This window comes from Mesorhizobium sp. M1342, from assembly GCF_040317955.1.
Lineage (GTDB): Bacteria > Pseudomonadota > Alphaproteobacteria > Rhizobiales > Rhizobiaceae > Mesorhizobium.
In genome coordinates, this window is the sequence record NZ_JAMYLI010000042.1 from 22061 (window position 1) to 48837 (window position 26777).

Annotated in this window: 23 protein-coding genes; 6 read left to right on the plus strand and 17 right to left on the minus strand. The window is 62.6% G+C overall.

The window, feature by feature from the left end; genetic code table 11:
* Nucleotides 1–166: 166 nt before the first annotated feature.
* The 6 genes from NKH06_RS29730 to NKH06_RS29755 all read right to left on the minus strand — a co-directional run bounded on the left by NKH06_RS29730 (nt 167) and on the right by NKH06_RS29755 (nt 4071).
* Entirely contained in the window at nt 167–1081 is a 915-nt protein-coding gene (locus NKH06_RS29730) for a hypothetical protein (RefSeq protein ID WP_352894890.1), read from the minus strand.
* An 18-nt stretch (nt 1082–1099) separates the two neighbouring features.
* Nucleotides 1100–1246: a hypothetical protein gene (locus tag NKH06_RS29735; protein ID WP_013529552.1), complete on the minus strand. Its 147-nt coding sequence runs from the start codon at nt 1244–1246 to the stop codon at nt 1100–1102.
* Between the two features lie 25 nt (nt 1247–1271).
* On the minus strand, nt 1272–1526 hold the full coding sequence (locus NKH06_RS29740; RefSeq protein ID WP_013529551.1) for a GlsB/YeaQ/YmgE family stress response membrane protein: 255 nt from the start codon (nt 1524–1526) through the stop codon (nt 1272–1274).
* A 110-nt stretch (nt 1527–1636) separates the two neighbouring features.
* The gene (locus NKH06_RS29745; RefSeq protein ID WP_013529550.1) at nt 1637–1840 is read right to left on the minus strand and encodes a hypothetical protein; all 204 of its coding nucleotides are present in this window, start codon (nt 1838–1840) and stop codon (nt 1637–1639) included.
* Between the two features lie 100 nt (nt 1841–1940).
* Entirely contained in the window at nt 1941–2561 is a 621-nt protein-coding gene (locus NKH06_RS29750; protein ID WP_031213535.1) for a ribonuclease D, read from the minus strand.
* Nucleotides 2562–2685: 124 nt separating this feature from the next.
* Nucleotides 2686–4071: a M20/M25/M40 family metallo-hydrolase gene (locus NKH06_RS29755; RefSeq protein WP_352894893.1), complete on the minus strand. Its 1386-nt coding sequence runs from the start codon at nt 4069–4071 to the stop codon at nt 2686–2688.
* A 415-nt stretch (nt 4072–4486) separates the two neighbouring features.
* Between NKH06_RS29755 and polA the strand changes: the two genes are divergently transcribed.
* Nucleotides 4487–7438 (plus strand): DNA polymerase I, encoded by a 2952-nt coding sequence (gene polA, locus NKH06_RS29760; RefSeq protein WP_352894913.1) that lies wholly within the window; start codon nt 4487–4489, stop codon nt 7436–7438.
* Between the two features lie 233 nt (nt 7439–7671).
* Here polA and NKH06_RS29765 read toward each other — a convergent pair whose 3' ends face one another.
* Nucleotides 7672–8076: a Fur family transcriptional regulator gene (locus NKH06_RS29765; protein WP_027037743.1), complete on the minus strand. Its 405-nt coding sequence runs from the start codon at nt 8074–8076 to the stop codon at nt 7672–7674.
* Between the two features lie 245 nt (nt 8077–8321).
* On the opposite strand from NKH06_RS29765, the gene NKH06_RS29770 reads away from it, so the two are divergent.
* The 3 genes from NKH06_RS29770 (at nt 8322) to NKH06_RS29780 (ending at nt 11713) form a co-directional block, all read left to right on the plus strand.
* Entirely contained in the window at nt 8322–10520 is a 2199-nt protein-coding gene (locus NKH06_RS29770; RefSeq protein WP_352894895.1) for a caspase family protein, read from the plus strand.
* A 165-nt stretch (nt 10521–10685) separates the two neighbouring features.
* Complete coding sequence (locus NKH06_RS29775; RefSeq protein ID WP_352894897.1) at nt 10686–11009, plus strand: hypothetical protein; 324 nt, start codon at nt 10686–10688, stop codon at nt 11007–11009.
* Nucleotides 11006–11713, plus strand: coding sequence for a DUF4760 domain-containing protein (locus NKH06_RS29780; protein ID WP_352894899.1), 708 nt, complete (start codon nt 11006–11008; stop codon nt 11711–11713). The genes NKH06_RS29775 and NKH06_RS29780 overlap by 4 nt, the downstream gene beginning before the upstream one ends.
* Nucleotides 11714–11851: 138 nt before the next feature.
* Here the strand turns inward: NKH06_RS29780 and NKH06_RS29785 are convergent, their stop codons facing one another.
* Nucleotides 11852–12946: a trypsin-like serine peptidase gene (locus NKH06_RS29785; protein ID WP_352894901.1), complete on the minus strand. Its 1095-nt coding sequence runs from the start codon at nt 12944–12946 to the stop codon at nt 11852–11854.
* Nucleotides 12947–13342: 396 nt separating this feature from the next.
* Between NKH06_RS29785 and NKH06_RS29790 the strand changes: the two genes are divergently transcribed.
* A complete protein-coding gene (locus NKH06_RS29790; RefSeq protein WP_352894903.1) occupies nt 13343–14440 on the plus strand; it encodes a S1 family serine peptidase in 1098 nt (365 codons plus the stop codon).
* A 72-nt stretch (nt 14441–14512) separates the two neighbouring features.
* On the opposite strand, the gene mgrA is transcribed toward NKH06_RS29790, so the two are convergent.
* The 7 genes from mgrA to NKH06_RS29825 form a co-directional block, all read right to left on the minus strand.
* Nucleotides 14513–15559, minus strand: a complete 1047-nt coding sequence (gene mgrA, locus NKH06_RS29795) for an L-glyceraldehyde 3-phosphate reductase (RefSeq protein ID WP_023812497.1) — start codon at nt 15557–15559, stop codon at nt 14513–14515.
* Between the two features lie 120 nt (nt 15560–15679).
* Entirely contained in the window at nt 15680–16822 is a 1143-nt protein-coding gene (locus NKH06_RS29800) for a Gfo/Idh/MocA family protein (RefSeq protein WP_023812496.1), read from the minus strand.
* A gap of 11 nt (nt 16823–16833) precedes the next feature.
* A complete protein-coding gene (locus NKH06_RS29805) occupies nt 16834–17580 on the minus strand; it encodes a sugar phosphate isomerase/epimerase family protein (protein WP_352894906.1) in 747 nt (248 codons plus the stop codon).
* 53 nt (nt 17581–17633) lie between these two features.
* On the minus strand, nt 17634–18731 hold the full coding sequence (locus NKH06_RS29810) for an ABC transporter ATP-binding protein (protein WP_023812494.1): 1098 nt from the start codon (nt 18729–18731) through the stop codon (nt 17634–17636).
* Between the two features lie 5 nt (nt 18732–18736).
* Nucleotides 18737–19675: a carbohydrate ABC transporter permease gene (locus NKH06_RS29815; RefSeq protein ID WP_128303237.1), complete on the minus strand. Its 939-nt coding sequence runs from the start codon at nt 19673–19675 to the stop codon at nt 18737–18739.
* Nucleotides 19672–20559, minus strand: a complete 888-nt coding sequence (locus NKH06_RS29820; protein WP_352440839.1) for a carbohydrate ABC transporter permease — start codon at nt 20557–20559, stop codon at nt 19672–19674. The genes NKH06_RS29815 and NKH06_RS29820 overlap by 4 nt, the downstream gene beginning before the upstream one ends.
* A gap of 81 nt (nt 20560–20640) precedes the next feature.
* Complete coding sequence (locus tag NKH06_RS29825; protein WP_352894909.1) at nt 20641–21879, minus strand: ABC transporter substrate-binding protein; 1239 nt, start codon at nt 21877–21879, stop codon at nt 20641–20643.
* A gap of 403 nt (nt 21880–22282) precedes the next feature.
* Between NKH06_RS29825 and NKH06_RS29830 the strand changes: the two genes are divergently transcribed.
* The gene (locus tag NKH06_RS29830; protein WP_023812490.1) at nt 22283–23338 is read left to right on the plus strand and encodes a LacI family DNA-binding transcriptional regulator; all 1056 of its coding nucleotides are present in this window, start codon (nt 22283–22285) and stop codon (nt 23336–23338) included.
* Nucleotides 23339–23347: 9 nt separating this feature from the next.
* Here the strand turns inward: NKH06_RS29830 and gnd are convergent, their stop codons facing one another.
* On the minus strand, nt 23348–24775 hold the full coding sequence (gene gnd, locus NKH06_RS29835; protein WP_023812489.1) for an NADP-dependent phosphogluconate dehydrogenase: 1428 nt from the start codon (nt 24773–24775) through the stop codon (nt 23348–23350).
* 234 nt (nt 24776–25009) lie between these two features.
* The gene (locus tag NKH06_RS29840; protein ID WP_352894911.1) at nt 25010–26650 is read right to left on the minus strand and encodes a copper resistance CopC/CopD family protein; all 1641 of its coding nucleotides are present in this window, start codon (nt 26648–26650) and stop codon (nt 25010–25012) included.
* Nucleotides 26651–26777 lie beyond the last annotated feature (127 nt).

Consider the following 26777-nt stretch of genomic DNA (forward strand, 5'->3'; position numbering starts at 1 on the left):
GCTGTGCTTGATATCCCCGATGCCTATGGCGTTCGGGTTGAAGAGTAGATGCGGCGGTTTAAAGGCGGGTTAAGTCGTGTTCGAATGCCGGCCTTGGGGTTGGGCAGCGAAAAGGCCAGCGTCCGCTCTTTGCAGGTCACTGCCACCACGCTGTTCGGTGTCTCGTTCAGATGGGCTCGAACTTCACGTCCGGCTGGTCGGGACCGCCCGCTTGCCGCAACAGCGCGACAATGTGTTCGCCCCTGTCAGCCGGCTGTCGCCTCCAGTTCGAGGCGTTCGTCACGTGCAGCCAGCCATCGACCACCATGAAAAAATCCTCGGATTGATCATGTCCAGCGCCGAAGCGAAGCGATTTGTTTTCAGCGAACCGAACCATCGCCGGGTCGATCGACCTGTAGAGCACCGGCCAGTTGCCGCCGCCGGAATCCATATGAAACTTGTAGCTCGGGGCGAAATCCAGCCGCCGCCGCAACAGGCTTCCATCGAAAAAACAGAAGCCGGGCCACAAGAACCAGCCGCCTGGTGTCGGCGTATCGCGCCGCACGCTGCCGTAGAGGCTCTTGCCCTTCATCCGGTCGCGGATCGAAAATGGTTCAGTTGGAAAGATGTCATGATCGATGAAGCCGAAAAGCTTCGGCCCGAACCCAGGCAAGAAATTCCGCACGATCCAGTTGAGCGCTTGACCGTGCGATCTGCTGACGACCAGCCTGTTCTTCGGCAATGCGACATAGGGGACATGCTGGCGACGGCAGAGATCGCGGATCGCTTTCCTCGCCTCGTCCTTCTTGCTGTTGTCGAAGACGATGTAGCTCTCGTGCTCGGCAAGGTATCGGCGCACCAGGTGGATCTGCCATTCGATCACGTCGGGCCGGTTGAAGGCCACGGTGGCGACGACCGCATCACGGAATACCTGCTCTTGCCCCTGCAATTCGCTGACCGGCGCGGATGTCCTCAGAAAGCGAAACACCCGCCAATGATAGCGCAGCAGCGCCTCACGCCTCGGCGGCCTGTTCAGCCTCTCCCATTCCGCCACGGTAATCCCAGGCTGATCGACGCCTTCCGGGGCGTCAGAAGCAACCATGTCGCGCTCCCGCATGGCTTAGTTCTGCTGGATCGAAATGCCCTTGTCGTCGATCTTGAGTTCGACGCCTTTGGGTTTGGTCTGCTCGCGATAGACGTAGATGCCGAGCGCAATGACCACGACGACGAGCGCGCCAATGACGAGATAGAGCGTATTCTGTTTCATGGCGCGCTCTTTGCGTTGTCGAGCCTCAGGCTCTTTTCAGGACCTTGACCAGCACCAGCAGGATGATGGCGCCGATTGTGGCATGGATGATCGCGGCGAGAGTGCCGCCGCCGATGGAAAATCCGATCCTCGGAAACAGCCAGCCAGCGATGAACGCGCCGACGATACCGACAATGATGTTGCCGATCAGACCGAAGCCGAAGCCGGAAACGATAAGACCGGCGAGCCAGCCGGCGATGGCACCGATGATGATGAAGACGAGCAGGCTTTCGACACCCATAGAGAGTTCCTCCGAGCAAGAGGACGACGGCGGAACGGAAAGCTCCGAATCGGCCTCGATATCAACGGCTTCAGGCTATTCGAAAGCGGCCGGCCTCACCAGCGGCGCCATCATTGATCGTCATCGTCGCTTGCGGCAGGGCGCCAACTGGTCGGCTCGACCTTCTTTTGCGTGTGACTGTCGATATAGACCCACCAGCCGTCGTCGCGATATTGCGCGATGGATTCGTTGATGACGCCGTCGCTGTCCTTCCAGGTCACGGAGACCTTGGAGCCATCTGTCGGTGCGGTCGCAATCGGCTTTCTGTCCGCCATGTCATCATCCCCCAATTGCACCGACAAACTGAGCCGACAGAACGCGGCGGCCTGCATCCGGTTCCAAACGCTCACCGGCCGCGGAGCGCGCCGACGACCGTCAGCTATGGGCGAAGATATCCTCTTCGTCCCAGCCCATCAGGTCAAGCTTGGCACGCGTCGGCAGGAAGCGGAAGCAGGCATCGGCTTCCTTGATCCGCCCATCGCGCGCCAGCCGTCCGGCAAGCACATCGCGCAACCGGTGCAGATAGAGCACATCGGAAGCTGCATATTCGAGCTGTTCGGGCGACAGCGTCTCGGCCGCCCAGTCCGACGATTGCTGCGCCTTGGAGAGGCCGACGCCAAGAAGCTCGAAGCAGATGTCCTTCAGCCCGTGGCGGTCGGTGTAGGTGCGGGTCAGCCGCGAGGCGATCTTGGTGCAGAACACCGGCTCGGGCATGACGCCGAACGCATTGTAGAGCACGGCGAGGTCGAAGCGTCCGTAGTGGAACAGCTTGGTTACGCCGCGGTTCCGCAGCAGGCTGACGAGGTTCGGCGCCTTCTTCTGGCCGGGCGCGATCTGGATCACATCGGCCGTGCCGTCGCCGGGCGAAATCTGCACCACGCACAGCCGGTCGCGATGCGGATTGAGCCCCAGCGTTTCGGTGTCGATGGCCACTGCCCCGACATTGTAGTGCGAGAGGTCGGGCAGATCATGCTTGTGGAAACGGATATCGGCCATTGTCTTCTCCGGTCGAGCCTTGCGCGTCCCTTGACCCGCAAGGGACGCTGTAGCGCTTTGTCTTGTGGCCCGTCCTCGCCGCGTTCCGCTGAAAAATCAACTGAAAGTTGATTTTCACGCCGCGTCAGCGGGTCAGCGCATCGAGAATCCGCGCCCAGGAGCGCTGGCCCTTGTGGAAGGAGCTGAGCTCGTATTTCTCGTTGGGCGAGTGGATGCGGTCGTCGTCGAGGCCGAACCCGACCAGCAGCGATTCCATGCCGAGATAGGTCTGGAAGTCGCCGACCACCGGGATCGACCCGCCGCTGCCCGTCGTCACCGCCGGCTTCGGCCATTCGTCGGACAGCGCATCCTTGGCCTTGGCCAGGAAGGGCGAGTCGTAGGAAAGCTGGATTGCCGGCGAGCCGCCATGCGGATGGAATTCGACCGAGCAGTCGGCCGGAATCCGCTCCTTGACGAATTTCTGGAACGCCGCGCGGATTTTCTTGGGATCCTGCTTGTGTACGAGGCGAAACGACACCTTCGCCGAGGCTTCGGCCGCGATCACCGTCTTGAAGCCCTTGCCGGTGTAGCCGCCGATGATGCCGTTGAACTCGGCCGTCGGCCGCGCCCAGGTCAACTCCAGCACGGAGCGGCCCTCTTCGCCCGACGGGATCGACAGGCCGACTGGCCCGAGGAACGTCTCGGCCGTCTCGCCCAGCGTCTCCCAAGATTTCAGGATCTGCGACGGCGTTTCCTCGACGCCGTCATAGAAGCCGGGAATGGTGATGTGACCGTCCTTGTCGTGGATATCGGCCAGCACCTTGGCCAGGATGCGGATCGGGTTGGCGGCGGCACCCCCATAGAGGCCCGAATGTAGGTCGCGATCGGCCGCCTTCACCGTGATCTCCTCACCGACCAGCCCGCGCAGCCCGACGCAGATCGACGGCGTGTCGCGGTCCCACATGCCAGTATCGCAGACCAGCGCGAAATCGGCCTTGAGTTCGTCGGCATTGGCTTCGAGGAACGGCTTCAACGAGGGCGAGCCGGATTCCTCTTCGCCCTCGAACAGGATGGTGATGCGGCAAGGCAAATTGCCGTGCACCTGCTTCCAGGCGCGGCAGGCCTCGACGAAGGTCATCAGCTGGCCCTTGTCGTCGGCCGAGCCGCGTCCGGTGATCACCTTGTGATCCGGGCCGACCTCCTTGACCGCGGGGGCGAACGGGTCGCTTTCCCACAATTCGATCGGATCGACCGGCTGCACGTCATAATGGCCGTAAAACAGCACATGCGGCGAACCGGCCGGGCCATCGTGATGGGCGACCACCATCGGGTGTCCGGGCGTGTCGCGCACACTGGCATCGAAGCCGATCAGCTTGAGCTCCGCCACGAGCCATTCCGCCGCCTTGCGGCAGTCGGCGGCATAGGCCGGATCGGTGGAGATCGACTTGATCCTGAGCAGGCCGAACAGGCGTTCGAGGCTCTGGTCGAGATTCTTGTCGAGACGGTCGAGGACGGGGGAAACTGCGGACATATGTGAAGCCTTTCGATTCAGAACCCGAACCGTAAAGGCAGGACAGCAAAACGAAAAGCCCGCGATCATTGGACCACGGGCTGCAAACGTCTGTCTGGGATAAAAAAGACCGCCGTGGTGGAGGGGGAACCACGGCGGCCTTCTACTCGAAACGATGCGGCAGCCCGGAGAGGGGGGATAGGCTGCCGCAGGTGTCCGGGATAGGCGGGGGACGGGCCTTGCTCCGGACTCGGCGAAAACTGCCGATGACGTGTATTTGGGTCTCTGAACATGGCGATTCAAGGGCACGAAAATTACAGTTTTGTAACATAGGCGTGAGCGGGGTGACGGCGATCTGTCAGGGTGTTGCCGGAACCGATAGTTGAGGCTGCCTTTGGCATGGACCAAGCCGCCGCGCCGCGCTATCCCTGCCGGCATGAAAAAAGGCGATCATCTCTTCCTTGTCGACGGCTCCGGCTACATCTTCCGTGCCTATCACGCGCTGCCGCCGCTGACCCGCAAATCCGACGGCCTCCCGGTCGGCGCCGTTTCCGGCTTCTGCAACATGCTGTGGAAGCTGATGCTCGACGCCCGCAACACCGATGTAGGCATTGTGCCGACGCATTTCGCCGTCATTTTCGATTATTCGTCGAAGACCTTCCGCAACGACCTCTACCCCGAATACAAGGCCAACCGCTCGGCACCGCCGGAAGATCTGATCCCGCAATTCGGCCTGATCCGCCAGGCGACCAGGGCGTTCAACCTGCCCTGCGTCGAGATCGAAGGCTACGAGGCCGACGATCTGATCGCCACCTATGCCAGGCTCGCCTGCGAAGACGGCGGCGATACCACCATCATCTCCTCCGACAAGGACCTGATGCAGCTGGTTGGCGATACGGTCGCCATGTACGACCCGATGAAGGACCGCCAGATCGGCATTCCGGAGGTGATCGAGAAATGGGGCGTGCCGCCGGAAAAGATGGTCGACCTGCAGGCACTGACCGGCGATTCAGTCGACAATGTGCCTGGTGTGCCCGGCATAGGGCCGAAGACGGCGGCGCAACTGCTCGAACAGTTCGGTGACCTCGACACGCTGCTGGCCCGGGCCGGCGAGATCAAGCAGGACAAGAGGCGCGAATCGATCATCGCCAATGCCGACAAGGCGCGCATTTCACGTCAGTTGGTGACGCTGATGAACGACGTGCCGGTGACCGAGGGACTGGAGGATTTCGTCCTGCACGCGCCGGACGGCCCGAAGCTGATCGGTTTCTTGAAGACCATGGAATTCACGTCACTGACCCGCCGTGTGGCGGAAGCGACCAGCACCGAGGCCGGCGACGTCCAGGCCGTCGCGGTCACCGTCGAACGCGCCGATCATGCTCATGGCCCAGATGTCGGGGCCGGGTTGCCGCCGGTTGCCCGAAACGCGTCCGGCACTGAACCGGACGAAGCCGGCGGGACGGCGGAGACGTCAAAACAAGGCGATACCCCTTCCCTGCTCGCGGCATTGCGGCTGGAGCGCGCGGCCACCGGCAAGATCGATATTTCTGCCTATCATTGCATTCGCGATGTCTCGACCCTGAAAGCCTGGGTGGCCGAGGCACGGGAGGCGGGCATCGCCGCCTTCGATGTCAGGGCAACATCGGCTGATCCGATGCAGGCCGAACTGATCGGCATGGCCATCGCCACGGCGCCCGGGCGTGCCGCCTATATCCCCTTTGCCCACATGAGCGGCAATGGCGACCTGCTCGGTGGTGGCGCGCTCGAAAACCAGATTCCGCTGCGCGACGCGCTGGCGGTGCTGAAACCGCTGCTGGAGGACAGATCGGTTCTCAAGATCGCGCAGAACCTGAAATACGATCTTGTCATCATGAGCCGCTACGGCATCGATGTCGCACCGTTCGACGACACCATGCTGATCTCCTACGTGCTCGATGCCGGCACGCCCCATGGTCACGGCCTGGACTCGCTAGCCGAGAAATGGCTGGGTCATACCCCTCTCCTGCTCAAGGACGTCACCGGCTCCGGCAAAAGCTCCGTCGGTTTCGATCAGGTCGACATCGACAAGGCGACCGCTCATGCCGCCGAAGACGCCGATATGACGCTGCGGCTCTGGCTGGTGCTGAAACCGCGGCTTGCCGCCAAAGGCCTAGTGTCGGTCTATGAGCGGCTGGAGCGGCCGCTGGTGCCGGTGCTGGCGCGCATGGAACAGCGCGGCATCTCGGTCGACCGGCAGATCCTGTCGCGGCTCTCGGGCGAACTGGCCCAGGGCGCCGCTCGCCTCGAAGAGGAAATCTACCAGCTCATCGGCGAGCGCATCAACATCGGCTCGCCAAAACAGCTTGGCGACATCCTGTTCGGACGCATGGGCCTGCCCGGCGGTTCCAAGACCAAGACCGGCCAGTGGTCGACCTCGGCGCAGCTTCTCGAAGATCTCGCCGCCGAAGGTCACGAACTGCCGCGCAAGATCGTCGACTGGCGCCAGCTGACCAAGCTGAAATCGACCTATACCGATGCGCTGCCGGGCTTCATCCACCCCGACACCAAGCGCGTTCACACCTCCTACGCGCTGGCCGCGACGACGACGGGACGCCTGTCGTCCTCCGATCCGAACCTGCAGAACATCCCGGTGCGCACCGCCGAAGGCCGCAAGATCAGGACCGCCTTCATCACCGACAAGAGCCATCGGCTGGTCTCGGCCGACTACAGCCAGATCGAACTGCGGGTGCTCGCCCATGTCGCCGAGATCCCGCAATTGCGGCAGGCTTTCGCCGACGGCGCCGATATCCACGCCATCACCGCGTCTGAGATGTTCAACGTGCCGGTCGAGGGCATGCCTTCGGAAGTCCGTCGCCGCGCCAAGGCGATCAATTTCGGCATTATCTACGGCATCTCGGCCTTCGGCCTCGGCAACCAGCTGTCGATCCCGCGCGAGGAGGCCGGCAACTACATCAAGAAATATTTCGAGCGCTTCCCCGGCATCCGCGATTACATCGAGGAGACCAAGGCCTATGCCCGCGAGCATGGCTTTGTCGAAACGATCTTCGGCCGCCGCATCCATTACCCCGACATAAGATCGTCCAATCCCTCGCTCCGCGCCTTCAACGAACGCGCCTCGATCAACGCCCGCCTGCAAGGCACCGCCGCCGACATCATCCGCCGCGCCATGATCCGCATGGAGGAGGCGCTGGAAAAAGCAGGGCTTTCCGCACGCATGCTGCTGCAGGTGCATGACGAACTGATCTTCGAGACAGTCGAGGCGGAAGTCGAGGCAACGATCCCGGTCGTGCGTCACGTCATGGAAAACGCGGCGATGCCGGCGGTATCGATGTCGGTGCCGCTGCATGTCGATGCGCGGGCCGCCAACAACTGGGACGAGGCGCATTGAAGCCTATCGTGGGCATCGGTCGCGATCCTTCACACCCCCCTCTGTCCTGCCGGACATCTCCCCCGCAAGGGGGGAGATTGGCAGCTTCGCGGGCAGCGCTTTTATTTCAACGCTGGTAATTGGTGGAAGCAGAAACGATATCCGATCTCCCCCCTTGCGGGGGAGATGTCCGGCAGGACAGAGGGGGGTGCTGTCCCGCCAGCATCGAAGGTTTCTTCACGCCTGACTTGGCTTCACGCCGCTTCCGCCAAACACTTGGCACACGTCCCGCGAAACTCGATCACCGCCTTCTTGGCGGCGAAGCCTGTCGAGCGCACCCATTCGTCCAACCGGTGGCCGACATCGTGGTCGGACATTTCGGTCACCTGCCCACATGTGTCGCATATCGCGAAGGCGGTCATCGAATGGCTGTGGTCGTGCGGCTCGGCGCAGGCGACGAAAGAATTGATGCTTTCGAGCCGGTGCACGAAACCTGACTTCACCAGCGTGTCGAGCGCTCGGTAGACCTGCAGAGGCGCGCGAAAACCGCGCTCGCGCAGTTGGTCGAGCAAGGTATAGGCACTGAGCGGTCCGCTGGCGGTCTCGAGTTTCTCGAGCACGCACAGCTGGTTCTTCGTCAGCACATCCCTTGCCGCCATGATCCTGTTTCCAACTCGCCTTCCGTCGCTTGCGCCGCGCACAAACTATCCATGTACCCATCCAGATAGCGACGAACAGGCATTTTTGCTACTGTTTCCAGCATTCTGCCCGCAAGGCGGTCGAGAACATCGATCGGAGCGGGGCAACAGGCAGGTTGCTCTGCGATGTAACGTTCAAAATACTGACAATATCTTCAGCGAGGATTGCCGCGCTTGGAATTTCGGTCGGGCTTGGGGAAGCAATCATGATCAAATTGACGCGGCGGACGCTGCTGGTCGGCACGTCCGCTTTGACCATGGCCGGCATGGTGTCGTTCCCGACCATGGCCGCATCGCGCACCTATCATGCGCTGCTGGTCGCCTGCACCGAATATCCCAACCTGCCGCAGAGGAACTGGCTGGTCGGGCCGAAGAACGATGCAGCCCTCATCCGCGACTATCTCCTGAAGAATGTGCCCGACCCGGTGCGCTTCGCGCCGGAGAACGTCACGCTGCTCGCCAAGGATGTCCCCGGCGCCAGTGGCCTGCCGACCCATGCGGCCATCAAAACCGCATTGGCCGACCTTGCCGCCAAGGTTCAGCGCGACGACTTCGTCTATCTGCATCTGTCTGGGCATGGCGCCCAGCAGCCGCAGATGGTCAAGGGCGACGAAACCGACGGGCTCGACGAGATCTTCCTGCCCGTCGATATCGGCAAATGGATCAACCGCGATGCCGGCGTGCCCAATGCGCTGATCGACAACGAGATCGGCGCGGCACTCGACGCCATTCGCGACAAGGGCGCTTTCGTCTGGGCCGTGTTCGACTGCTGCCATTCCGGCACCGCGACACGCGCCGTCGAGGTCAATGACGAGCTGGAGCGCAAGGTCGAGTTCGCCGACCTGGTCGGCGGCAACGAGGCCGAACGGGCTGCCGCGATCAAGGCCTATGACGAGGTGATTTCGTCCGCCGGCTCGCGCGGCATCGACGACAATGGCACGCGCAAGCCTGCCTTCAGCCTGAGCCCTACCGGCGGCGAACCGATCGCCAAGGGCAAGCTGGTCGCCTTCTATGCCGCGCAGACGGTGGAGACGACACCGGAAATGCCGCTGCCGAAGGGCACGCCGGATGCGCCCCGGTTCGGCCTGTTCACCTTCACCATCCTGTCGAAACTGGCCGAAAACCCCAACGTCACCTATCGCCAGCTCGGTCAGGCCGTGCTGCAGCAATATTCGGCCGACAGCCGCACCCGGCCGACGCCGCTGTTCGAGGGCGAGTTGGACGCACGGGTGTTCGGCACCGACAAGACCGACGCGGTCATGCAATGGCCTGTCGTCATCAAGGACGGCGAAGCGACGATCGGCGCCGGGCTGCTGCATCGCCTCACTCCGGGCAGCAAGCTTGCCATCCTGCCTTCAGCGCTATCGCCGCTGTCCGACGCTGTCGGATTTTTGGAAGTGCAGTCGGCAAAAAACCTGGAAAGCCGCGTCAAGTCGGTCGAGTTCGACAAGAAGCCGGCGCTCAAAGTCGCCGACATTCCGGCCAACGCCTATGCGCGGGTGGCGGAGATCGCCGTCGACTACAAGCTCGTGTTGGCGCGGCCGGCCATAGCCAAGGGACTTGAGAAGGAAACCGGTCTGGTCAATTCGGTTCTCGACGAACTGGCCACAGCCAGGGAGACCGGCTTCAACATCGAGCTGGTCGAGCCCGGCAAGAGCGCCGACCTCCGCCTCGCGATGATGCGCGAGAATGCTGTTCCCGGTGCCCCCAAGGATGCGACAGACAAGCCGGCGCTGTGGTTCCTGCCGGCATCGGGCGACGTGAGCCTGAAGGAGGGCGGCAAACCGCCGCTGATCATCATTCACGACCGCCAGAAACTGGCCGATGCAATGGCCAGGAACCTGCGCACCATCTTCCGCGCCACCGGGCTTTCGCGGCTGGCGGCGGCCTCGGACTACAAGCCCGAGGACGTCGACGTCCAGTTTCAGGTCAAACGTCGCGACAAGGACGGCCTCGAACCGCTGCAGGCTTCGGTTGTGCCGCGCGTGTCGCCGGGCGACGAAGTGCATGTGCTGGCCAAGAACGGCTCGGATCTGCTGGTCGACATCAATGTGCTCTATGTCGGCAGCGACTACTCGATCACCCACATCGTTGCCGAACGCCTCGCCCCGCAAGCCATGCTAGAAGAGGGGCTGCTGGCTTTCACCGACACCAGTTTCGGCATGGAGCGGATGATCGCGGTTTTGACCGAGGCGCCGCCGGAGAGCGAGAAGCAGGATCTGAGCTTCCTGGCGCAGGACGGCGTCGCCTCGGCGACACGCGGAATGGGCTCCGCCGGCTTCTCCGACATGCTGACCGATCTCGGCATGGCGCCGGCAACCCGCTCGGTGATGCGGCTTGCCGACAAGAGTGGCCCGAAAGGCGCGGTGATGATCTTCCCGATGGAGACGGTGCCGCGCGCCTGAGCGGATGCCGGCGCCGCATGGCTCTGCCGGCTCTTGCGCGATCGGCGCGATATGAGAACATTCCCGGCCGCTGACGCATGACGGCGGATGAAACGGATAGGATCGATTGTGAAGAATTCTGTGTTTTCCTGGCGTGGAACGCTAGCCGGCCTTGCCGGCGGCCTGTTGCTGATCGCCAACGCTTCGGCGGACGAGGCCTGCGGCCTGTGCGTCAAGCAGATCGTCACCAACTCGGAACTGGCGACGTGTTTTCTCGATCAATACGACCAGTTCGCCAAAAGCGGCAGCGACGCGGTTGTCGTCGATCTCAGCAACTGCCACTCGCGTGGCGTCGTCGAAGCCTTGCCGTCCCCGAACAAGGGGGCGGCGGAGCCTGACGTACAGTTCATGATTTCGCGCCTGCAGTTGCAATGCCTGAAAAAGAAGCTGGAGACGCCGGGCATTGTGCTTGATCCCTCCGCCACCATTGAACTGGACAGCTGCGGATGAAGAAGCCGACGGGCAACACCAGGCAGACAGCAATGACCGCACCCGCAAAAGCGCAGGCCGGCAAACCGGCCCTGCAGGAAACCACCGAGGGTTTCCCGTGGCCAAGCAGCCACGAGATCAAGAAGGAGAGCAACCCCTTCACAGACCGCGATTGGCGGATGCTGGTCTATGCCTGGTCGGGCATGGCCGTGCGTCTCGCCATCATCTTCACCTTGATGTTCTCGGTCTACCAGTTCCTGGCCAACCAAGAGCAGAAGCGTGTCGAGCAGACCATGTCGCTTGTCGAACTTTGGGAGAACAAGGACTACCAGCAGGCGCAGCGCGCGCTGAAAGATCGTCTGACGGCGCTCAACGCCAAATATGACAATCTGCTCAGCGCCAACCCCTCGCCAACCGAGGAGCAGGTGTTCCGGCAACGCATCGGCATCGAGGCGATGACCGCCTCCGGCGGCGACATGCCGCTCGCCGATTTCAGCGAGAATTTCGATCGCATCGTCTATTTCCTCAACCGGCTGTCCTTCTGCATCGACGGCGATTTGTGTTCGCGCAAAGTGACCGATGCTTATTTCCGTGACTATGCCGTCTCTTTCTGGAGCTATTTTGCCGGCTACATAGATAAGCAGCGCAAGGCGGGTTCTCCCACTTTCGCTTCGGCAATCGAGAACTATGTGCGCAACGGCCCGCCTGCACCCGCAGCCAAATAGCGACGCGAAAATCCGGCCTCCGCCTCCATGCGCGCCTGCCGCTGGCCGCGTGCAAAGGGTCGCAACGAATGCGTCCGCCAGAAAAAAGGCGGCGGGATTGCGCCGCCGCCTTTGTCTCCACCGCGAAATGCGCAGCGATTACTTATACAGGCTGTTGATCCACTGGACGTTGGCGGCGTTCAGGCGCACGGCGGTGTTCGCGTCGGGGCTTTCCGCCACGTTGATGCCGGTGATGATGCGCTGCTTGGCCTTGTTGTCGTAAGCATAGACCGAGCTGCCGCTCGACCCTGGGAACGTATCGCAGTCATACTGGAAATATTCCGGCGCGATGTTTTCGGCGTGCACTTCGCAGTTTGCCTTCCACATCGTGCCCATCGGCTTGTCGCCGGGATAGCCAACGAGATTGGCGGTGAAGTCGCCAAGATCGTCATAGTTCGCATAGCCCAGCCAGCCGAGATTGGTGCCGACATCCTGCTTCAGCGTGACTATGCCGAGATCCCACAGCAGGACCGACCCATAATAGCCCTGGTAGTTGTCGATGAAGCCTTGCAGCACATAGGCGCTTTCGAAGGCGAAGGCGCCGAACGGTGCGTCGTCGGCCGTGCTGCCGTTGAGGCCCGGCACGAACAGGTAGTCGGAGAGCCAATCCTTGTCCTCATGACTGTAGAGGCAGTGCGCGGCGGTGAGCACCGTGCGCGGGCCTATCAGCGTTGCCGAACAGCTGCCGAAGCTGCCCGTCTTCGGCGATTTGGCTTCGAGATAGCCGATTGCCGAGAACGGATAGGTCTTGGTGTTCTTGACCTGCTCGCGATCGTCGGTGCCGAAAACCTGACGGCCGGCTTCGCCTTCGCCGAGGTCCGGATCCTCGGTCTTGCGCTCAGCCCCGTCTTTTCCAGTGGCCGGAGCGTTCAGTTCCTTGATGATAAGCTCCCGCAACGCTTCGCTCGGCTCGATCTTGATCTCCTTGCCATCGGCGGACCGTCCGACGATGCCGTAGGATTTGACAGCCGTTGCCTCGTCGGCAAGCGGCGCGGCGCGGCTGTCTTCGTCGGTCAGCTTCGGTGGCGCGATTGGCTTTGCCCGCCCGGGCTTGTAGTCGCCTGAAGTCGCGTCGCGCGCGCTTTCGCCATTGCCGGCACTGGCGGAGCCAGGATCGGCGGCGAAAGCTGGAACCGCCCACATTGCGGCGGAAAGTAATGCGGACGCAATGAGTGCGTTTGTCAGTTTTGTCATGGTGAGACTCTCCCAAAAGTCAGCAAGGACTGGATCAAAATACAGAAATATTGTCGAGATCGTGGTGGCGTCGAAAAAGGAGTTTGGTTACCGCACTTGAAATATGACCATCGCCTATGCGGTCGGTCAAAGCCCCCGCCAAAGACACCGGCGCGGATATATTGCCTAAATTAATACAACATTGGAATGACAATTAGCTTCCACATAGCCCGTGGGGGGCTATAGGGTTTTGAGCGGGGTCTGCACAGGAACGCGATAAGCGAAGCAGTGCCTGACTTGGTGTCCCTGCCGTGCTGCTACAACAAAAGCTGCGCGGCCTGACCATCAGTCTGAGGCTTGCTTTGTTGATCATGCGCTGGGGCTGGTCCGCTCGGGAACATATCAGGAGGGCTTCAGATGAACATCATCCATCGGTTCAGGCCGATCGCCGCCGCATCGCTGCTCGGCATCGCGGCCGCCCTTGCGGCAGCCAATTCCACCCAGGCCGACGAAGCGGTCACCCGACCGGAGGCAGCGGTCTCGCCAATGAAGCGCGTGACGGAAGCCAGAGCGAAAGCAGCGGCGGAGAACCCCGACGCGGCCGACCGCGTCTATGGCGGCAACCAGGCCGAAAAGGGAGCCTACCCGTTCCAGGTCGCGCTGCTCACCACCGACAGGCTGGACGAGAATCCAGCATCGCAGGCCAACGCCCAATTCTGCGGCGGCAGCCTGATCGCGCCTGAATGGGTGCTGACGGCAGCACACTGCCTCAACGACAAGGGCCAGCCGGTTTCGCCTGAGAGCGTCACCGTGCTGACCGGTGCAACCGATCTCAGCGAGGGCAAGCGCCACAAGGTGGTGGAGGTCATCGTCAACGAAGGCTACAGCGAGCAGACCCTCGACAACGACCTCGGGCTGCTTCGGCTTGCCGAACCGGCCGACGCGCCGACCATCAAGGTCGCCCAGGACACAACGCCCGACACCGGCAAGACGACCGTCACCGGCTGGGGCAAGATGCAGGACGGCACCTTTCCGACCACGCTGATGGTCGCCGACCTCGACCTGCAGCCGAACCAGGCCTGCAACAGCGGCATCAAGGCCATCTATGCGCGTGATCTGAAGGCAGCACTCGGTGATCTGTCCCGCCGTATGCGCTATTCGGAAAAAGGCATCGACGCGGCGGCCAATGCGATCGCCGCCGACATGACCGACCCGCTGACCGGCAACATGATCTGCGCCGGCACCACCAGCGGCGTGCGCGATGCCTGCAACGGCGACAGTGGCGGCCCGCTGTTCATGACCGGTGCCGAAGGCCCGGTCCAAATCGGCGTCGTCAGCTGGGGCGAAGGCCCGGCTGACGGCAGTGCGGCCTGCGGCCACAAGGACGCCTACGGCATCTACACGCGGCTGGCCAACTACACCGGCTGGATCGAGGCGAAGATGAAAAGCTCTGCTCCGGCGCTTGCCAAACCCAAGGCGGGACTCGGCACGGCGCAGAAACCGAAAACGCCCTGAACCGCGGCCATTTGGCTTCCCATGAAAAACGGCGGGAGTGCCCGCCGCTCTTATTTTGCCGGCTTGAGTGGTTTATTTTCGCGGCGGGCCTTTGCGCTCGGCCGAAGCTGCCCACAGATTGATGTCGGACTCCCGGGCATAGGTATCGATCTCGGCGAGTTCGGCATCGCTGAAGTCGAGCACCTTGAGCGCGCCGACGCAGTCCTCGACCTGCTCCGGCCGGCTGGCACCGATCAGCGCCGAGGTCACCCTGCCCTTGCGCAGCACCCAGGCCAGCGCCATCTGCGCCAGCGTCTGCCCACGCTTGCTGGCGATGGCGTCGAGCGCCTTGATGTTGGCGATGGTCTTGTCGTTGATGAAGGCTGTCTTCAGCGACTTGCCCTGGGAAGCACGGCTGCCGTCCGGAATGCCGCCGAGATACTTGTTGGTCAGCATGCCTTGCGCCAGCGGCGAGAACACGATGGAGCCGACACCGAGCCCTTCGAGCGTGTCGAGCAGGCCGTCTTCCTCCACCCAGCGGTTCAGCATCGAATAGCTCGGCTGGTGGATGACGCAAGGCGTGCCAAGCTGCTTCAATATATCGGCGGCCTCGCGCGTGCGCTGCGAATTGTAGGACGAGATGCCGGCATAGAGCGCCTTGCCCGAGCGCACGGCATGGTCGAGCGCACCCATCGTTTCTTCCAGCGGCGTGTCGGGGTCGAAACGGTGCGAATAGAAGATATCGACATAGTCGAGCCCCATGCGCTTCAGGCTCTGGTCGAGGCTGGCCAGAATGTATTTGCGCCCGCCCCATTCGCCGTAGGGACCGGCCCACATTTCGTAGCCGGCCTTCGTCGAGATGATCAGCTCGTCGCGGTAGGCGGCGAAGTCGGTGCGCAGGATTTCGCCGAAAGCGGTCTCGGCAGAACCGGGCGGCGGACCGTAATTGTTGGCGAGGTCGAAATGCGTGATGCCGAGGTCGAAGGCCTTGCGCGCGATCGCCTGCTTGGTCTTGTGCGGCGTGTCGTTGCCGAAATTATGCCACAACCCCAGCGAGATTGCCGGCAGCTTCAGGCCGGAGCGGCCACAGCGGTTGTAGATCATCTTTTCATAGCGGTTTTCGGCAGGCGTGTAGGGCATCGGAAAATCCTCAAATGGAAACGAGCCGATCGGCTGCATCGCGACAACGCGGCGAGTTGGCTCTGCCCCTCACCCTTACCCTCTCTCCGTCGAAACGGGGAGAGGGTTGAGGTGTGCTGCCTATTTCTTCTTCGCCAAAAGCGCCTTGGCTTCCTTGACGCCAAGTGCCGCCGGCCGTTCGCAGGTGGTCTGCATGGCGACGAACTTGCCGGTTTCGCCGGAACGCAACAGCCCGGTCATCACGTCGACGGCGTGCAGCGCCAGCTCCATCGAACAGCGGTGCGGCCGGCCTTCCGCGATTGCCACCGCCATATCGGCGAGGCCTGATGTGCGGTAGTTGGCCATCATGCCTTGCGAATGCATCTCGTTGGGCACGCCGAACGGATGCGGCCAGTTCGGCAGCTTCTTGACCGGCTTGGCCGCGTCGGTGAAGCGAACGTCACCGCCGAAGAAATTCGGATCCGGCACGAACACCGTGCCTGTCTCGCCATAGAGTTCCATCGGCGCGTGGCCGTGAGCCCAGACGTCCCAGCTGGTGTTGAGCGTGATAACGGCGCCGTTCTCGAACTCCAGCAGCCCATGGATGGTCGTCGGCGTGTTGACCGGTATCTTTTCACCCGCGCGCGGCTTTGAACTGATCGTCCGCTCCTTGGCCGGCGTCGTCGCGAAGGCCGCGACCTGCTTCACCGGCCCGATCAGCTGGATCAGATTGGTGATGTAATACGGTCCGATATCGAGCACGGGACCGGCGCCCGGCTGGAAGAAGAAATCCGGATTGGGGTGCCAATGCTCCATGCCGTGGCCCATGACATGACAGGTACCACTCGTGACCTTGCCAAGCTTGCCGGTGTCGATCAGGTTGCGCACCAGCTGGTGCGCGCCGCCGAGGAAAGTGTCTGGCGCCGAGCCGATCCGAAGACCCTTTTTCTGCGCCCGCTTCTTAAGGTCGAGCCCTTCCTTGACCGACAGCACGAACGGTTTTTCCGAATAAACGTGCTTGCCGGCGTCGAGTATCTGCTTCGACACCTCATAATGCACCGCCGGGATGGTCAGGTTGACGATGATGTCGATGTCGTCGGCCCTGAGCAGGTCTTCGACGGTCTCGGCGCGCAGCTTGAACTCCTTCGCCCGAGCCCTGGCCGCCTCCATGTTGATGTCGGCGCAGGCACGCATCTCGATGCCGCGAAACAGCGGCGCCAGCGAAAAATACGCTTTCGAGATGTTGCCGCAGCCGATGACGCCGATGCCAAGTTTCTTTGCCATGCTGATTGCTCCTAATAGGTTTTGGCGGCTGCGATGGAGCGGCGGGCGAAACGCTCGATGTCGTTGGGGTTGTCCTGTTCCATGACGTAGTATTGGGCCGCACTCTTGGCACGCAGCACCTTGATCAGACCGGCCCAGTCGATGGTGCCATGGCCGACATCCGACCAGCCATCCTCATCCAGCCCCTCGCCGGGCTTGGCCATGTCCTTGACGTGGACGGCACTGATGCGCTTGCCGTGTTTCTCGATCCACGGCAACGGATCATCGCCGCCGCGCACCACCCAGGCAACGTCCATCTCCCAGCTGACATCGGGCGCGGATGACAGGATGTGGTCCTGCGGCACCGATCCGTCGGCAAGTTTCTTGAACTCGAAATCATGGTTGTGCCAGGCAAAGCCGTAGCCAGCCTTTTTCGCGGCGTCGCCGACCTTTGCCAGGCGTTCGCCGAAGCCGCGCCAGCCGGCCACCTCGGATGGTCGCTGATCGGGCATCAGGAAAGGACAGATGAGCAGCGTGACACCGAGTGCGTCGGCGGTTCTGCGCACGCCGTCGAAATCGTTCTCGAGCGCATCGATCGAGAAATGCCCAGTCGGCATGGCAAGCCCGTTCTTGTCGAGCTCGGCACGGAATGCTCCGGGATCATCATAGACGCCGCCAAAACCTTCGACCTGGGCGTAGCCGAGCTTGCCGAGCATGGCGAGCACACCGTCCCAGGGTTGGAAATTGCGGGCGCTGTAAAGTTGGAATGACCAATTCATCATCTCTGTCCGTTTCACTTGGGGATTGTCGTTGGAAGGTTGGTTCTCGGAAGCTAGATGCGTGTGCCGGTTGCGGTGTCGAAAAGCGAAGCGCGCATCGGATCGAAGCCAAGCGTCACCGCCTCGTCGTTCTTGGGCGTGCGTTCCGAGGTCACCCGGACGCTGAAATTCTGCTGGGCAAGCTTCAGCCAGACCAGCGTGTCGGAGCCCATGGGTTCGACCACCTCGACATTGGCGGCTATCGAGAACGGCCAGCCGGTGCCACTGTTCAGGCTGACATGCTCGGGCCTGATACCGAATGTGACGGGGCCGGGAGCCGGAGGCTTGGCAAAGTCGTAAGTGCCGAGCGGGATCTTGATATCCTCGGCCGCGAACCGCCAGCCGCCGTCCGCGTCTTCCAGACGGCCATCGACGAAGTTCATTGCGGGCGAGCCGAGGAAGCCGGCGACGAAGCGGTTGACCGGACGGTTGTAGATGGTCTGCGGCGCATCGAGCTGCTGGATGACGCCGCCCTTCATCACCGCGATACGGTCGGCCAGCGTCATCGCCTCGATCTGGTCGTGGGTGACGTAGATCATGGTGTTCTGCAGCTTGCGATGCAGCAGCTTGATCTCGACGCGCAGTTCGGCGCGCAGCTTGGCATCGAGATTGGACAGCGGCTCGTCGAACAGGAACACGTCGACATCGCGCACCAGCGCCCGTCCGATGGCGACGCGCTGGCGCTGGCCGCCGGAAAGTGCGGCCGGCTTACGCTGCAGCAGCGGCTCGATCTGCAGGATTTCAGCCGCCCGCGCGATCCGCTTGGCGATCTCTTCTCTTGGCGTGCCAGCGACACGCAGCCCAAAGGACAGGTTCTTCTCCACCGTCATTTGCGGATAGAGCGCATAGGACTGGAACACCATGCCGATGCCGCGGTCCTTGGGCTCTTCCCAGGTGACGTTCTTGCCCTTGATGAAGATGCGGCCTTCGGAGACATCGAGCAGGCCGGCAATGCAGTTGAGCAAGGTCGACTTGCCGCAGCCGGACGGCCCGAGCAGCACGATGAACTCGCCATCGGCGACATCGAGATTGAGCGTCTCCAGGACGGTCACCGCGCCGAAATTCAGCGACAGGTCCTGGATCGAAACGCTGGTATCGTTGGCTGCCGTCATCGCCGTCACCCCTTCACCGCGCCGGCGGCGATGCCGCGTACGAAAAGCTTGCCGGAAATGAAGTAGACGATGAGCGGCACAAGTCCGGTCAGGATGGTTGCGGCCATGTTGACGTTGTACTCCTTCACGCCTTGCACCGAATTGACGATGTTGTTGAGCTGCACCGTCATCGGATAGGTGTCGGGGCGGGTGTAGACGACGCCGAACAGGAAGTCGTTCCAGATGCCGGTCACCTGCAGGATGATGGCGACGACGAAGATCGGCAGCGACATCGGCAGCATGATGCGCAGGAAGATGCCCCAGAAGCCGGCGCCGTCGACGCGTGCCGCCCGGAACAGCTCTTCCGGCATCGAGACGAAATAATTGCGGAACAGCAGCGTCAGGATCGGCATGCCGAAAATGGAATGGACGATCACCAGCCCGCTGAGGCTGCCATAGAGGCCGATCTCGCGCAGGATGATGACGATCGGATAGATCATCACCTGGTAGGGAATGAAGGCGCCGACGATCAGGATAATGAAGAACGTATCGGCGCCCTTGAAGCGCCAATTGGCCAGTGCATAACCATTCACCGAGGCGATGGCGATCGACAGCAGCACCGACGGCACGGTGATCCGCACCGAATTCCAGAAACCGCGCGAGAGCCCGTCGCAGTTAAGGCCAGTGCAGGCCGTTGACCACGCCTTGACCCACGGCTCGAAGGTGATCTCGAGCGGCGGTGAGAAGATGTTACCGAGCCGGATCTCCGGCATGCCCTTGAGCGAGGTGACGACCATGACATAGAGCGGCAAGAGGTAGTAGACCGCCATGACGAACAATGTGCCGTAGAGGAAGACGTTGCGGCGCGAAATCACGCGGCGCGGCTTTGGACCGTAGGGCCCTGCGATGTCCTGGCGCGCGCCGGCGGCAGTGCTTGCTTGAGCGGTGATGTCTGCAATGCTCATTTGCGTCGCCCGAACTCGAGATAGGCCCAAGGCACGATGACGATCACCACCGAGAGCAGCATCATGGTCGAGGCGGCAAAACCCTGGCCGAGGTTCTGGGCGAAGAACATATAGTCGTAGACGTATTTGGCCGGCACTTCGGAGGCGATGCCCGGGCCGCCGCTGGTCTGGGCCACGACCAGGTCATAGACCTTGACGATGCCGGCAGCGATGATGACGAGCGTGGTGATGAAGACCGGCCGCATCATCGGGATGACGATGAACAGATAGGTCTTCCACATCGGGATCCCATCCACGCGCGCCGCCTTCCAGATGTCTTCGTCGATACCGCGCAGGCCGGCCAGCATCAGGCACATGATGAGCCCGGTGCCTTGCCACAGCGCAGCGATCGATATGCCGTAGATGACGATGCTGGAATTGTAGAGCGGGTCGAAGCTGAAGCTCGTCCAGCCCAAGTCCCGCACCACATGCTGGATGCCGAAATCCGGATTGAGCAACCACTGCCAGACCAGGCCGGTGACGATGAAGGAGAGCGCGAAAGGATAGAGGAAGATGGTGCGGAACGTGTCCTCGAAGCGGATCTTCTGATCGAGCAGCGCGGCAAGCAGAAAACCGATGACCAGCGAGAACACCAGCGAGATCGCGCCGTAGATCAACAGGTTCTCGATCGAGATCAGCCAGCGCGGCGCCGCCCACAGGCGGTAATACTGGTCGAGCCCGACGAAATTCAGGCGCGGCAGGAGCTTCGAATTGGTGAAGGAATAGAGCACCGTCCAAACGGTGCCGCCGACGAAAACCACCATGGCGGTGAGGATCATCGGGATCGAGGCGACCTTCGCATTGAGGTTGCGGAACAGAAGGTTGGGGCGTTCGCTCTTGCTCATCTCGTCAGCCGGCTGGGTAAGGGCGGTGCATTCCCGGCCCTGCATTCGCAAGGCCGGGAATGAGGCGGGTTGCCTCCAGCGTCAGTCCGCCGAAGCGATGAGGTCGGCGAAGCGCTTCTGCGCGTCTTCGATGGTCAGTTCCGGCTTGGCGAAGAATTCGGCGAAAAGGTCTTCCTTCTGTTTCTGGGTGTCCTGTGAAAGCAGTTGGTCCGTCCACGGCATGACGGCGCCCTTGGCAAGAATGGCGAGGCCCTTCTTCATGCAGTCGTTGGCCGCATTGAGATCGACGTCGCCGCGCACCGGCAGGGATCCCTTCTTTAGATTGAAGGCAACCTGCGTCTTGGGATCGAGCAGCATCTCGGCCAGCACCTCCTGCGCCTTGCTCTTGTCGGCATCCTTGAGCAGCGGGAAATAGAAGGCGTCACCGCCCGTGGCTATGACCTCGTTCAGCCCAAGGCCCGGCAGGCAGGTATAATCCTTGCCGGCGGTCTTGCCGGCAACCTGGAACTCGCCCTGCGCCCAGTCGCCCATGATCTGGCCAGCGGCCTTGCCGGTGATGACCAGGTTGGTCGCCTGGTTCCAGTCCTGCACATTGGTGTTCTTCGCCATCTTGCGGGCATCGTCCGCGGCCTTGAAGACCTTGGCGACTTCGGGCCCGGCGGCGAACTTGGCATCCTTGTCCTTGTAGACCTTGAGGAATGTGTCCGTACCGCCCACAGCCGCAAGCAGGACGTCGAAGGCACCGGAGGATTGCCAGGCCTGACCGCCGACGGCGAGCGGGATGATGCCGGCCTTTTCCAGCGCCGGCGCTGCCGCCACGAATTCATTCCAGTCCTTCGGCAACGGCACGCCGGCCTTCGCGAAGGCTTCGTTGGACAGCCACAGCCACTGCCAGGAATGGATGTTGACGGGCACGCAGTAGATCTTGCCGTCGATGGTGCAGCCGTCGAGCAGGCTCTTCGGCCGGACGACATCAGTCCACTTGCCCTTGGTGGCGACGTCGGTGAGGTCGCGCATCAGGCCGGCCTGCACCAGTTCCTCCGCCTGCCGGCCATGGTTGAACTGCGTGGCGCCCATCGGATCGCCACCGGTGATGCGGCTGATCATGATTGGCCGCGCCGTGCCGCCGGAGCCGGCAATGGCGCCATCCACCCAGTGGTTGCCGGTTGCATCGAATGCCTTGGCAAGTTCCGCAACCGCCGCCGCCTCGCCGCCCGACGTCCACCAATGGGTGACTTCCAGGTCCGTCGCGGCCGCCTGGCCGGCAAACTGCAACGCGGCCGTCGCTGCCAGCGCAGCGGTCAAAAGTTTGTATCGCATTTCGGCTCCTCCCAGAATCTGAAACGTTACAGATTTTCGATACGGCAATTGCGCGGGCTGTGCAACCCATCAACGAAGCGCCCTCGATATTTTTTCGGACCGCGAACAAATTCGCATGAATGATCGCGCTTCCCATGCACTGCAGCATGGTTTGCTGCGGCGCAAACACCGAAATGCCGCCTGATACGGGCAAAAGGCGGCGGCAGAGGCGATTTCTCCTGGAATCCCAATGCGTTTCGCAAAAGAACCATCCACCTCGTGGCGAGGGACATGTAACTCGATATGGCAATCTGTAACGTTTCAGTATATTGAGGCTTTGCCGGGGCTGGAACGCATATCGTACCGCTATGGCGGCGATTGCCGACATGGCTCGCGGCTGCTATGCGCCTGACGGGCGGGACGAATGGACAGACAGCGTACGGACAAGAACGGGGAGACCTCGGCACAGGGACGGCCGACGTTGAAGACGCTTGCCTTCATGACCGGGCTCGGCGTCACCACCGTGTCACGCGCCTTGAAGGATGCCCCGGAAATCGGCGCCGAAACCAGGCGTCGCGTCCAGCTCGTCGCCAAGCAGATCGGCTACCGGCCGAACCGCGCCGGCGTGCGTCTGCGCACCGGCAGGACCAATGTCATCAGCCTCGTGCTCAACACCGACCGCGAGATCATGAGCTTCGTCTCGGACATCATCTACGGCGTTTCGGAAGTGCTCGCCGAAACGCCCTATCACCTGATCGTCACGCCCTATTCCCGCTCGCAGGATCCGATGGAGCCGATCCGCTATCTCGTCGAGACCGGCTCGGCCGACGGAGTCATCATTTCGCGCACCCAACCGAACGATCCGCGCGCCCGCTACATGCTCGAGCACGGCATGCCCTTTGCCACGCATGGGCGCACCGACATGGGCCTCGTCCATCCCTACCATGACTTCGACAACCATGTTTTCGCGATGGAAGCCGTGCGCCGCCTGGCGAGCATGGGCAGGCACAAGCTGGCGCTTCTGTCGCCGCCGCCCGGGCTGACCTATTATGGCCACACGCTGAACGGCTTTGCCGATGCGCTAAGCGAGGTCGGAGCCAGCGAAATTCCGTTCAACACCGTTTCCATCGATCACACGATCGAGCAGATCAGGACCAGAACCGCGCAGGTGATGCGCCGCGAGAACAGGCCGGACGGCTTCGTCAGCAGCGCTGCCGCCGCGACACTGGCGATCGTCGCCGGCATCGAGGATGCCGGCCTCAAGCTTGGCCGCGACGTCGATGTCGTGTCCAAGCAGTCGTCGGACCTGTTGCACCTGTTCCGGCCGGAATTGCTCGTCGTCAACGAGAACTTCCGCCTGGCCGGCTCCGATCTCGCCCGCTCCGTGCTCGGCTGGATCGGCGGCGCCGCACCCGGCTCGTTGCAGCGCCTGGTCGCCACCAGCGAGGTTCGGGCGTTCAGCCCGCCGGTTTCCGTTTAGGCCCTTGGGCTAACCAGCCGCACCGCTTCCCCACGGCCCATGGAACGCGCCTTTGTCGTCGATACGCTCGAAGCCGTGCGCGCCGAAAAAGTCGCGCTGCGCCTGGATCAGGTTCGACGTGCCGCGGCCCTGGCGGTAGCTGTCGAAATAGGCAAGTGCGGAAGACAGCGCCGGAACCGGCGAGCCGGCCTCCGAAGCCCTCGCCACGATGCGCCGCAGCGACGGATGCGCTTCCTGCATCAGCGCGATGAAGGCCGGGGCCATCAGCAGGTTGGTCGAGGCGCCGCCCTTGCTGAAGGCCTCCGCCATGGTGTCGAGCATCTGCGAGCGGATGATGCAGCCGGCGCGCCAGATCCTGGCGATGGTCGGCATTGGCAGGTTCCAGTTGAATTCCTTGGAGGCGCCGCTCATCACCGCAAAACCTTGGGCGTAGGCGGCGATCTTGCCGGCGAACAGCGCCAGTTCCAGATCTTTCAGCAAGGCGTCCTTGTCACCGGAAATCTTCGTCACGCCGATGTTGCCATAGGCCTTTTCCGCCGCCAGCCGCTCGTCCTTGATCGACGATAGAACGCGCGCCGCCACCGCCGCCTCGATCGCGGTGGCCGGGATGCCGAGCTGCTGCGCCTCGATGACAGACCATTTGCCGGTGCCCTTCTGGCCGGCGCGATCAAGGATGATGTCGACCACCGGCTTGCCGGTCTTCGGATCGTCTGATGCCAGCACCTTGGCGGTGATCTCGATCAGGTAGGAATTGAGCCGGCCCTTGTTCCAGTTGGCGAACACCGTGCCGATCTCCTTCGGGTCCATGCCCAGGCCGTCGCGCAGGATGCCGTAGATCTCCGCGATCATCTGCATGTCGGCATATTCGATGCCGTTATGGATGGTCTTGACGAAATGTCCGGCGCCGTCGGTGCCGAGCCATGCCGCGCAGGGTTCGTCCTTGAACTTGGCGGAGATCGCCGTCAGCACCTTCTCGACGCGTTTCCATGAGTCCTCCGTGCCGCCGACCATGATCGACGGTCCGTGGCGCGCACCCTCCTCGCCGCCGGACACGCCCATGCCGATGAAGGTGAGACCCGAGCCGGAAAGCTCGGAGAAGCGCCGCATCGTGTCGCGGAAATTGGCGTTGCCGGCGTCGATGACGATGTCGTTGGCCGACAGCACGCCGCGCAGAGCCGCGATCTGTTCGTCGACCGGCTTGCCGGCCAGCACCATGATGATGATCGGGCGCGGCGGCCGGATCGCGGCGGCAAGCTCTTCCAGGCTGTAGCAGGGCACGACCATGTCCCTGAGCGCGCCGGCATTCTCGATGAAAGCGTCCGTGCGCGCCCTGGTGCGGTTGAAGACGGCGATGCGATGCCCGTGCTCGGCGATGTTGAGCGCCAGGTTGGAGCCCATCGTGCCAAGGCCGATCAGGCCGATTTCGGCTTTTTCCATCGTTTTTTTCCTGCCTTCGGATTTTGTTGAGATCGCGTTTTGCCGCGATGATTGACGGGCCTTTCGGGCTGCGTCAACCGCCTCGCCGAATTGTGTTGATGCCGCGGCGTGTGAGATTCAGGTCAGGCCGAGTCGAGAATGGTGGTTTCCGAGAACCGGAGCGGAGCGTACTTAAAGTACGTGAGCACCGGAAGCGCAGGAAGCCGCCGTTCGCAGGCCGGCATCACCTGAATATCACTCGGCGCGGATGTCGACGGGCGCCTCGATCTTCACCATCTCGAAGTCCGAGACCAGTATGTCGATGCGCACCGTCCACCGGCCGGCCACCGGGATGACGAGGTTGTCGACACGCCAACTGCCGTCGCCGGGCTTGGCCGCCGCGCGCTTCAAGGGCTCGATGCCCGAATCGGGTTTCGACAGCACAAGCGTCACCTCCTTGGCGTCGAGCGGGCCGAAATCGCCGCTCATGATGATCATCGAGGCGACGACCGGTCCGGCATGGCCCGGCGTGATGCTGAGATCGGCCATCGCTTTCAGCGCGTGGATATGGACCGACACCGGTTGCGCTGCCGCAATCGCGAGGGCTCGTGGCGGCGGCGTGAAGCGCCAGCCCGCGGCAACGCCGAAAATCGCCAACACGATCAACATCTCGACGCCGATCGAGCGGACCAGCCTGCGTTGAACTTCCGTCGATCCCGCCTCGGCCGATGCCGTGAGTTTCCAGCGGTTGACGGCGGCGAGCGTGAACAGAAAGACCAACAGCCCGAGTTTGATCAGCAGCAGCCTTCCATAGGCGGTGTCGACCAATGCCGCGGGTGTTTGCACCTGGATGACGGCAAGCACGATGCCGGCAGAGGCAAGCACGGCCACCACCGGCAGGATCGCCCAAGAAAACCGCCGCAGGAATGGCGTGGCCCCCGCCGATTGCCCCTTCAGCGCCAGCCCGAGTGGGACCAATGCGCCGGCCCACAACGCGATGCCTACGCCGTGCAGGAACACCATCGGCCGCGTCAGCCATTGCGGTTCGGCGGCACTGGCATGGCCGCTGGCGGCAAGGGCAACCCCCACCCCGGCCAGACCTGCCAGCGCAAGTGGTTTGGCGGTGGCGCGGGGGCCGGCCAGCGACAGCAGGCCAAGCCCCAGCGCAATCAGCGCGACCAGCACCGTCCAGCCGAAACTGGTGCCGAGTCCGGTCCGCCAGATAACCGCCTGTGCCAGATGGGAGAGCGGTGCCCCGAGCGCATCAAGCCCCTGCAAGCCGAGCGACAAGGGCGCCGCGACAAGTCCGCCCAGGATTGCGGCTGCAACGAAGCGCTGTCCGGCGCGGCCACCTTGGGACAGCCAGGCGAGGGCGAAAGCGCCGCCGACGCCGAGAAAAAGGCCGAGGTAGAGAAAAACCTTGCCGAGCCAGATCGCCGACCGCAACGGCCAGTCGACGGCTTCGGACACGGCGGGCGGCTCGCTGGGCGCGCCGATGGAAAACAGCAGCGATCCGCCGACGGGATGACCGTCTGCGGAGATGACGCGCCAGCTCAAGACATGCGTACCGGATTTGAGCGGTTGCGGATTGTCGATCTCGAGCCTCTGGTCGCTGAGCCGGAATGACGTCAGAGCAACCGGCGTGCCGTCGGGCTTCACCAAGGTCAGCACCAGCGGCGAGACCGGCTCACTGAAGGTCAGCGAGAACTGTGCCGGCCCCTGTTCCAGCACCGCGCCGTCGGCCGGATCGGTCTTGATCAGCGCGGCATGGGCAAAGGCCTGATCTGACACGGCAAGGCTGGCAAGAAACACGATCACGGCCAACAGGCCGGCGGCAAGCCGGCCGGCAGGTTTGCAGGCCATGGAAGCCGTTTGCAGGAGGGGGGTCGTGCTCATGTCACCGCCACGAAAAAGAGCGGCGCGCGCGGAATAGCGGCCCGCCGTGGAGATAATTTTTTGGGGAAAAGCAGGGTGTCTTTTTAACATAGGGCGCGGGCGACGCTATTGAGTTTGTAGGTGGAGG

Excerpts from the sequence above, each read along its gene's own strand:
- NKH06_RS29730 (WP_352894890.1), bottom strand. The coding sequence starts at position 1,081 with ATGGTTGCTTCTGACGCCCCGGAAGGCGTCGATCAGCCTGGGATTACC.
- NKH06_RS29735 (WP_013529552.1), bottom strand. The coding sequence starts at position 1,246 with ATGAAACAGAATACGCTCTATCTCGTCATTGGCGCGCTCGTCGTCGTG.
- NKH06_RS29740 (WP_013529551.1), bottom strand. The coding sequence starts at position 1,526 with ATGGGTGTCGAAAGCCTGCTCGTCTTCATCATCATCGGTGCCATCGCC.
- NKH06_RS29745 (WP_013529550.1), bottom strand. The coding sequence starts at position 1,840 with ATGGCGGACAGAAAGCCGATTGCGACCGCACCGACAGATGGCTCCAAG.
- NKH06_RS29750 (WP_031213535.1), bottom strand. The coding sequence starts at position 2,561 with ATGGCCGATATCCGTTTCCACAAGCATGATCTGCCCGACCTCTCGCAC.
- NKH06_RS29755 (WP_352894893.1), bottom strand. The coding sequence starts at position 4,071 with ATGTCCGCAGTTTCCCCCGTCCTCGACCGTCTCGACAAGAATCTCGAC.
- polA (WP_352894913.1), top strand. The coding sequence starts at position 4,487 with ATGAAAAAAGGCGATCATCTCTTCCTTGTCGACGGCTCCGGCTACATC.
- NKH06_RS29765 (WP_027037743.1), bottom strand. The coding sequence starts at position 8,076 with ATGGCGGCAAGGGATGTGCTGACGAAGAACCAGCTGTGCGTGCTCGAG.
- NKH06_RS29770 (WP_352894895.1), top strand. The coding sequence starts at position 8,322 with ATGATCAAATTGACGCGGCGGACGCTGCTGGTCGGCACGTCCGCTTTG.
- NKH06_RS29780 (WP_352894899.1), top strand. The coding sequence starts at position 11,006 with ATGAAGAAGCCGACGGGCAACACCAGGCAGACAGCAATGACCGCACCC.
- NKH06_RS29785 (WP_352894901.1), bottom strand. The coding sequence starts at position 12,946 with ATGACAAAACTGACAAACGCACTCATTGCGTCCGCATTACTTTCCGCC.
- NKH06_RS29790 (WP_352894903.1), top strand. The coding sequence starts at position 13,343 with ATGAACATCATCCATCGGTTCAGGCCGATCGCCGCCGCATCGCTGCTC.
- mgrA (WP_023812497.1), bottom strand. The coding sequence starts at position 15,559 with ATGCCCTACACGCCTGCCGAAAACCGCTATGAAAAGATGATCTACAAC.
- NKH06_RS29800 (WP_023812496.1), bottom strand. The coding sequence starts at position 16,822 with ATGGCAAAGAAACTTGGCATCGGCGTCATCGGCTGCGGCAACATCTCG.
- NKH06_RS29805 (WP_352894906.1), bottom strand. The coding sequence starts at position 17,580 with ATGAATTGGTCATTCCAACTTTACAGCGCCCGCAATTTCCAACCCTGG.
- NKH06_RS29810 (WP_023812494.1), bottom strand. The coding sequence starts at position 18,731 with ATGACGGCAGCCAACGATACCAGCGTTTCGATCCAGGACCTGTCGCTG.
- NKH06_RS29815 (WP_128303237.1), bottom strand. The coding sequence starts at position 19,675 with ATGAGCATTGCAGACATCACCGCTCAAGCAAGCACTGCCGCCGGCGCG.
- NKH06_RS29820 (WP_352440839.1), bottom strand. The coding sequence starts at position 20,559 with ATGAGCAAGAGCGAACGCCCCAACCTTCTGTTCCGCAACCTCAATGCG.
- NKH06_RS29825 (WP_352894909.1), bottom strand. The coding sequence starts at position 21,879 with ATGCGATACAAACTTTTGACCGCTGCGCTGGCAGCGACGGCCGCGTTG.
- NKH06_RS29830 (WP_023812490.1), top strand. The coding sequence starts at position 22,283 with ATGGACAGACAGCGTACGGACAAGAACGGGGAGACCTCGGCACAGGGA.
- gnd (WP_023812489.1), bottom strand. The coding sequence starts at position 24,775 with ATGGAAAAAGCCGAAATCGGCCTGATCGGCCTTGGCACGATGGGCTCC.
- NKH06_RS29840 (WP_352894911.1), bottom strand. The coding sequence starts at position 26,650 with ATGAGCACGACCCCCCTCCTGCAAACGGCTTCCATGGCCTGCAAACCT.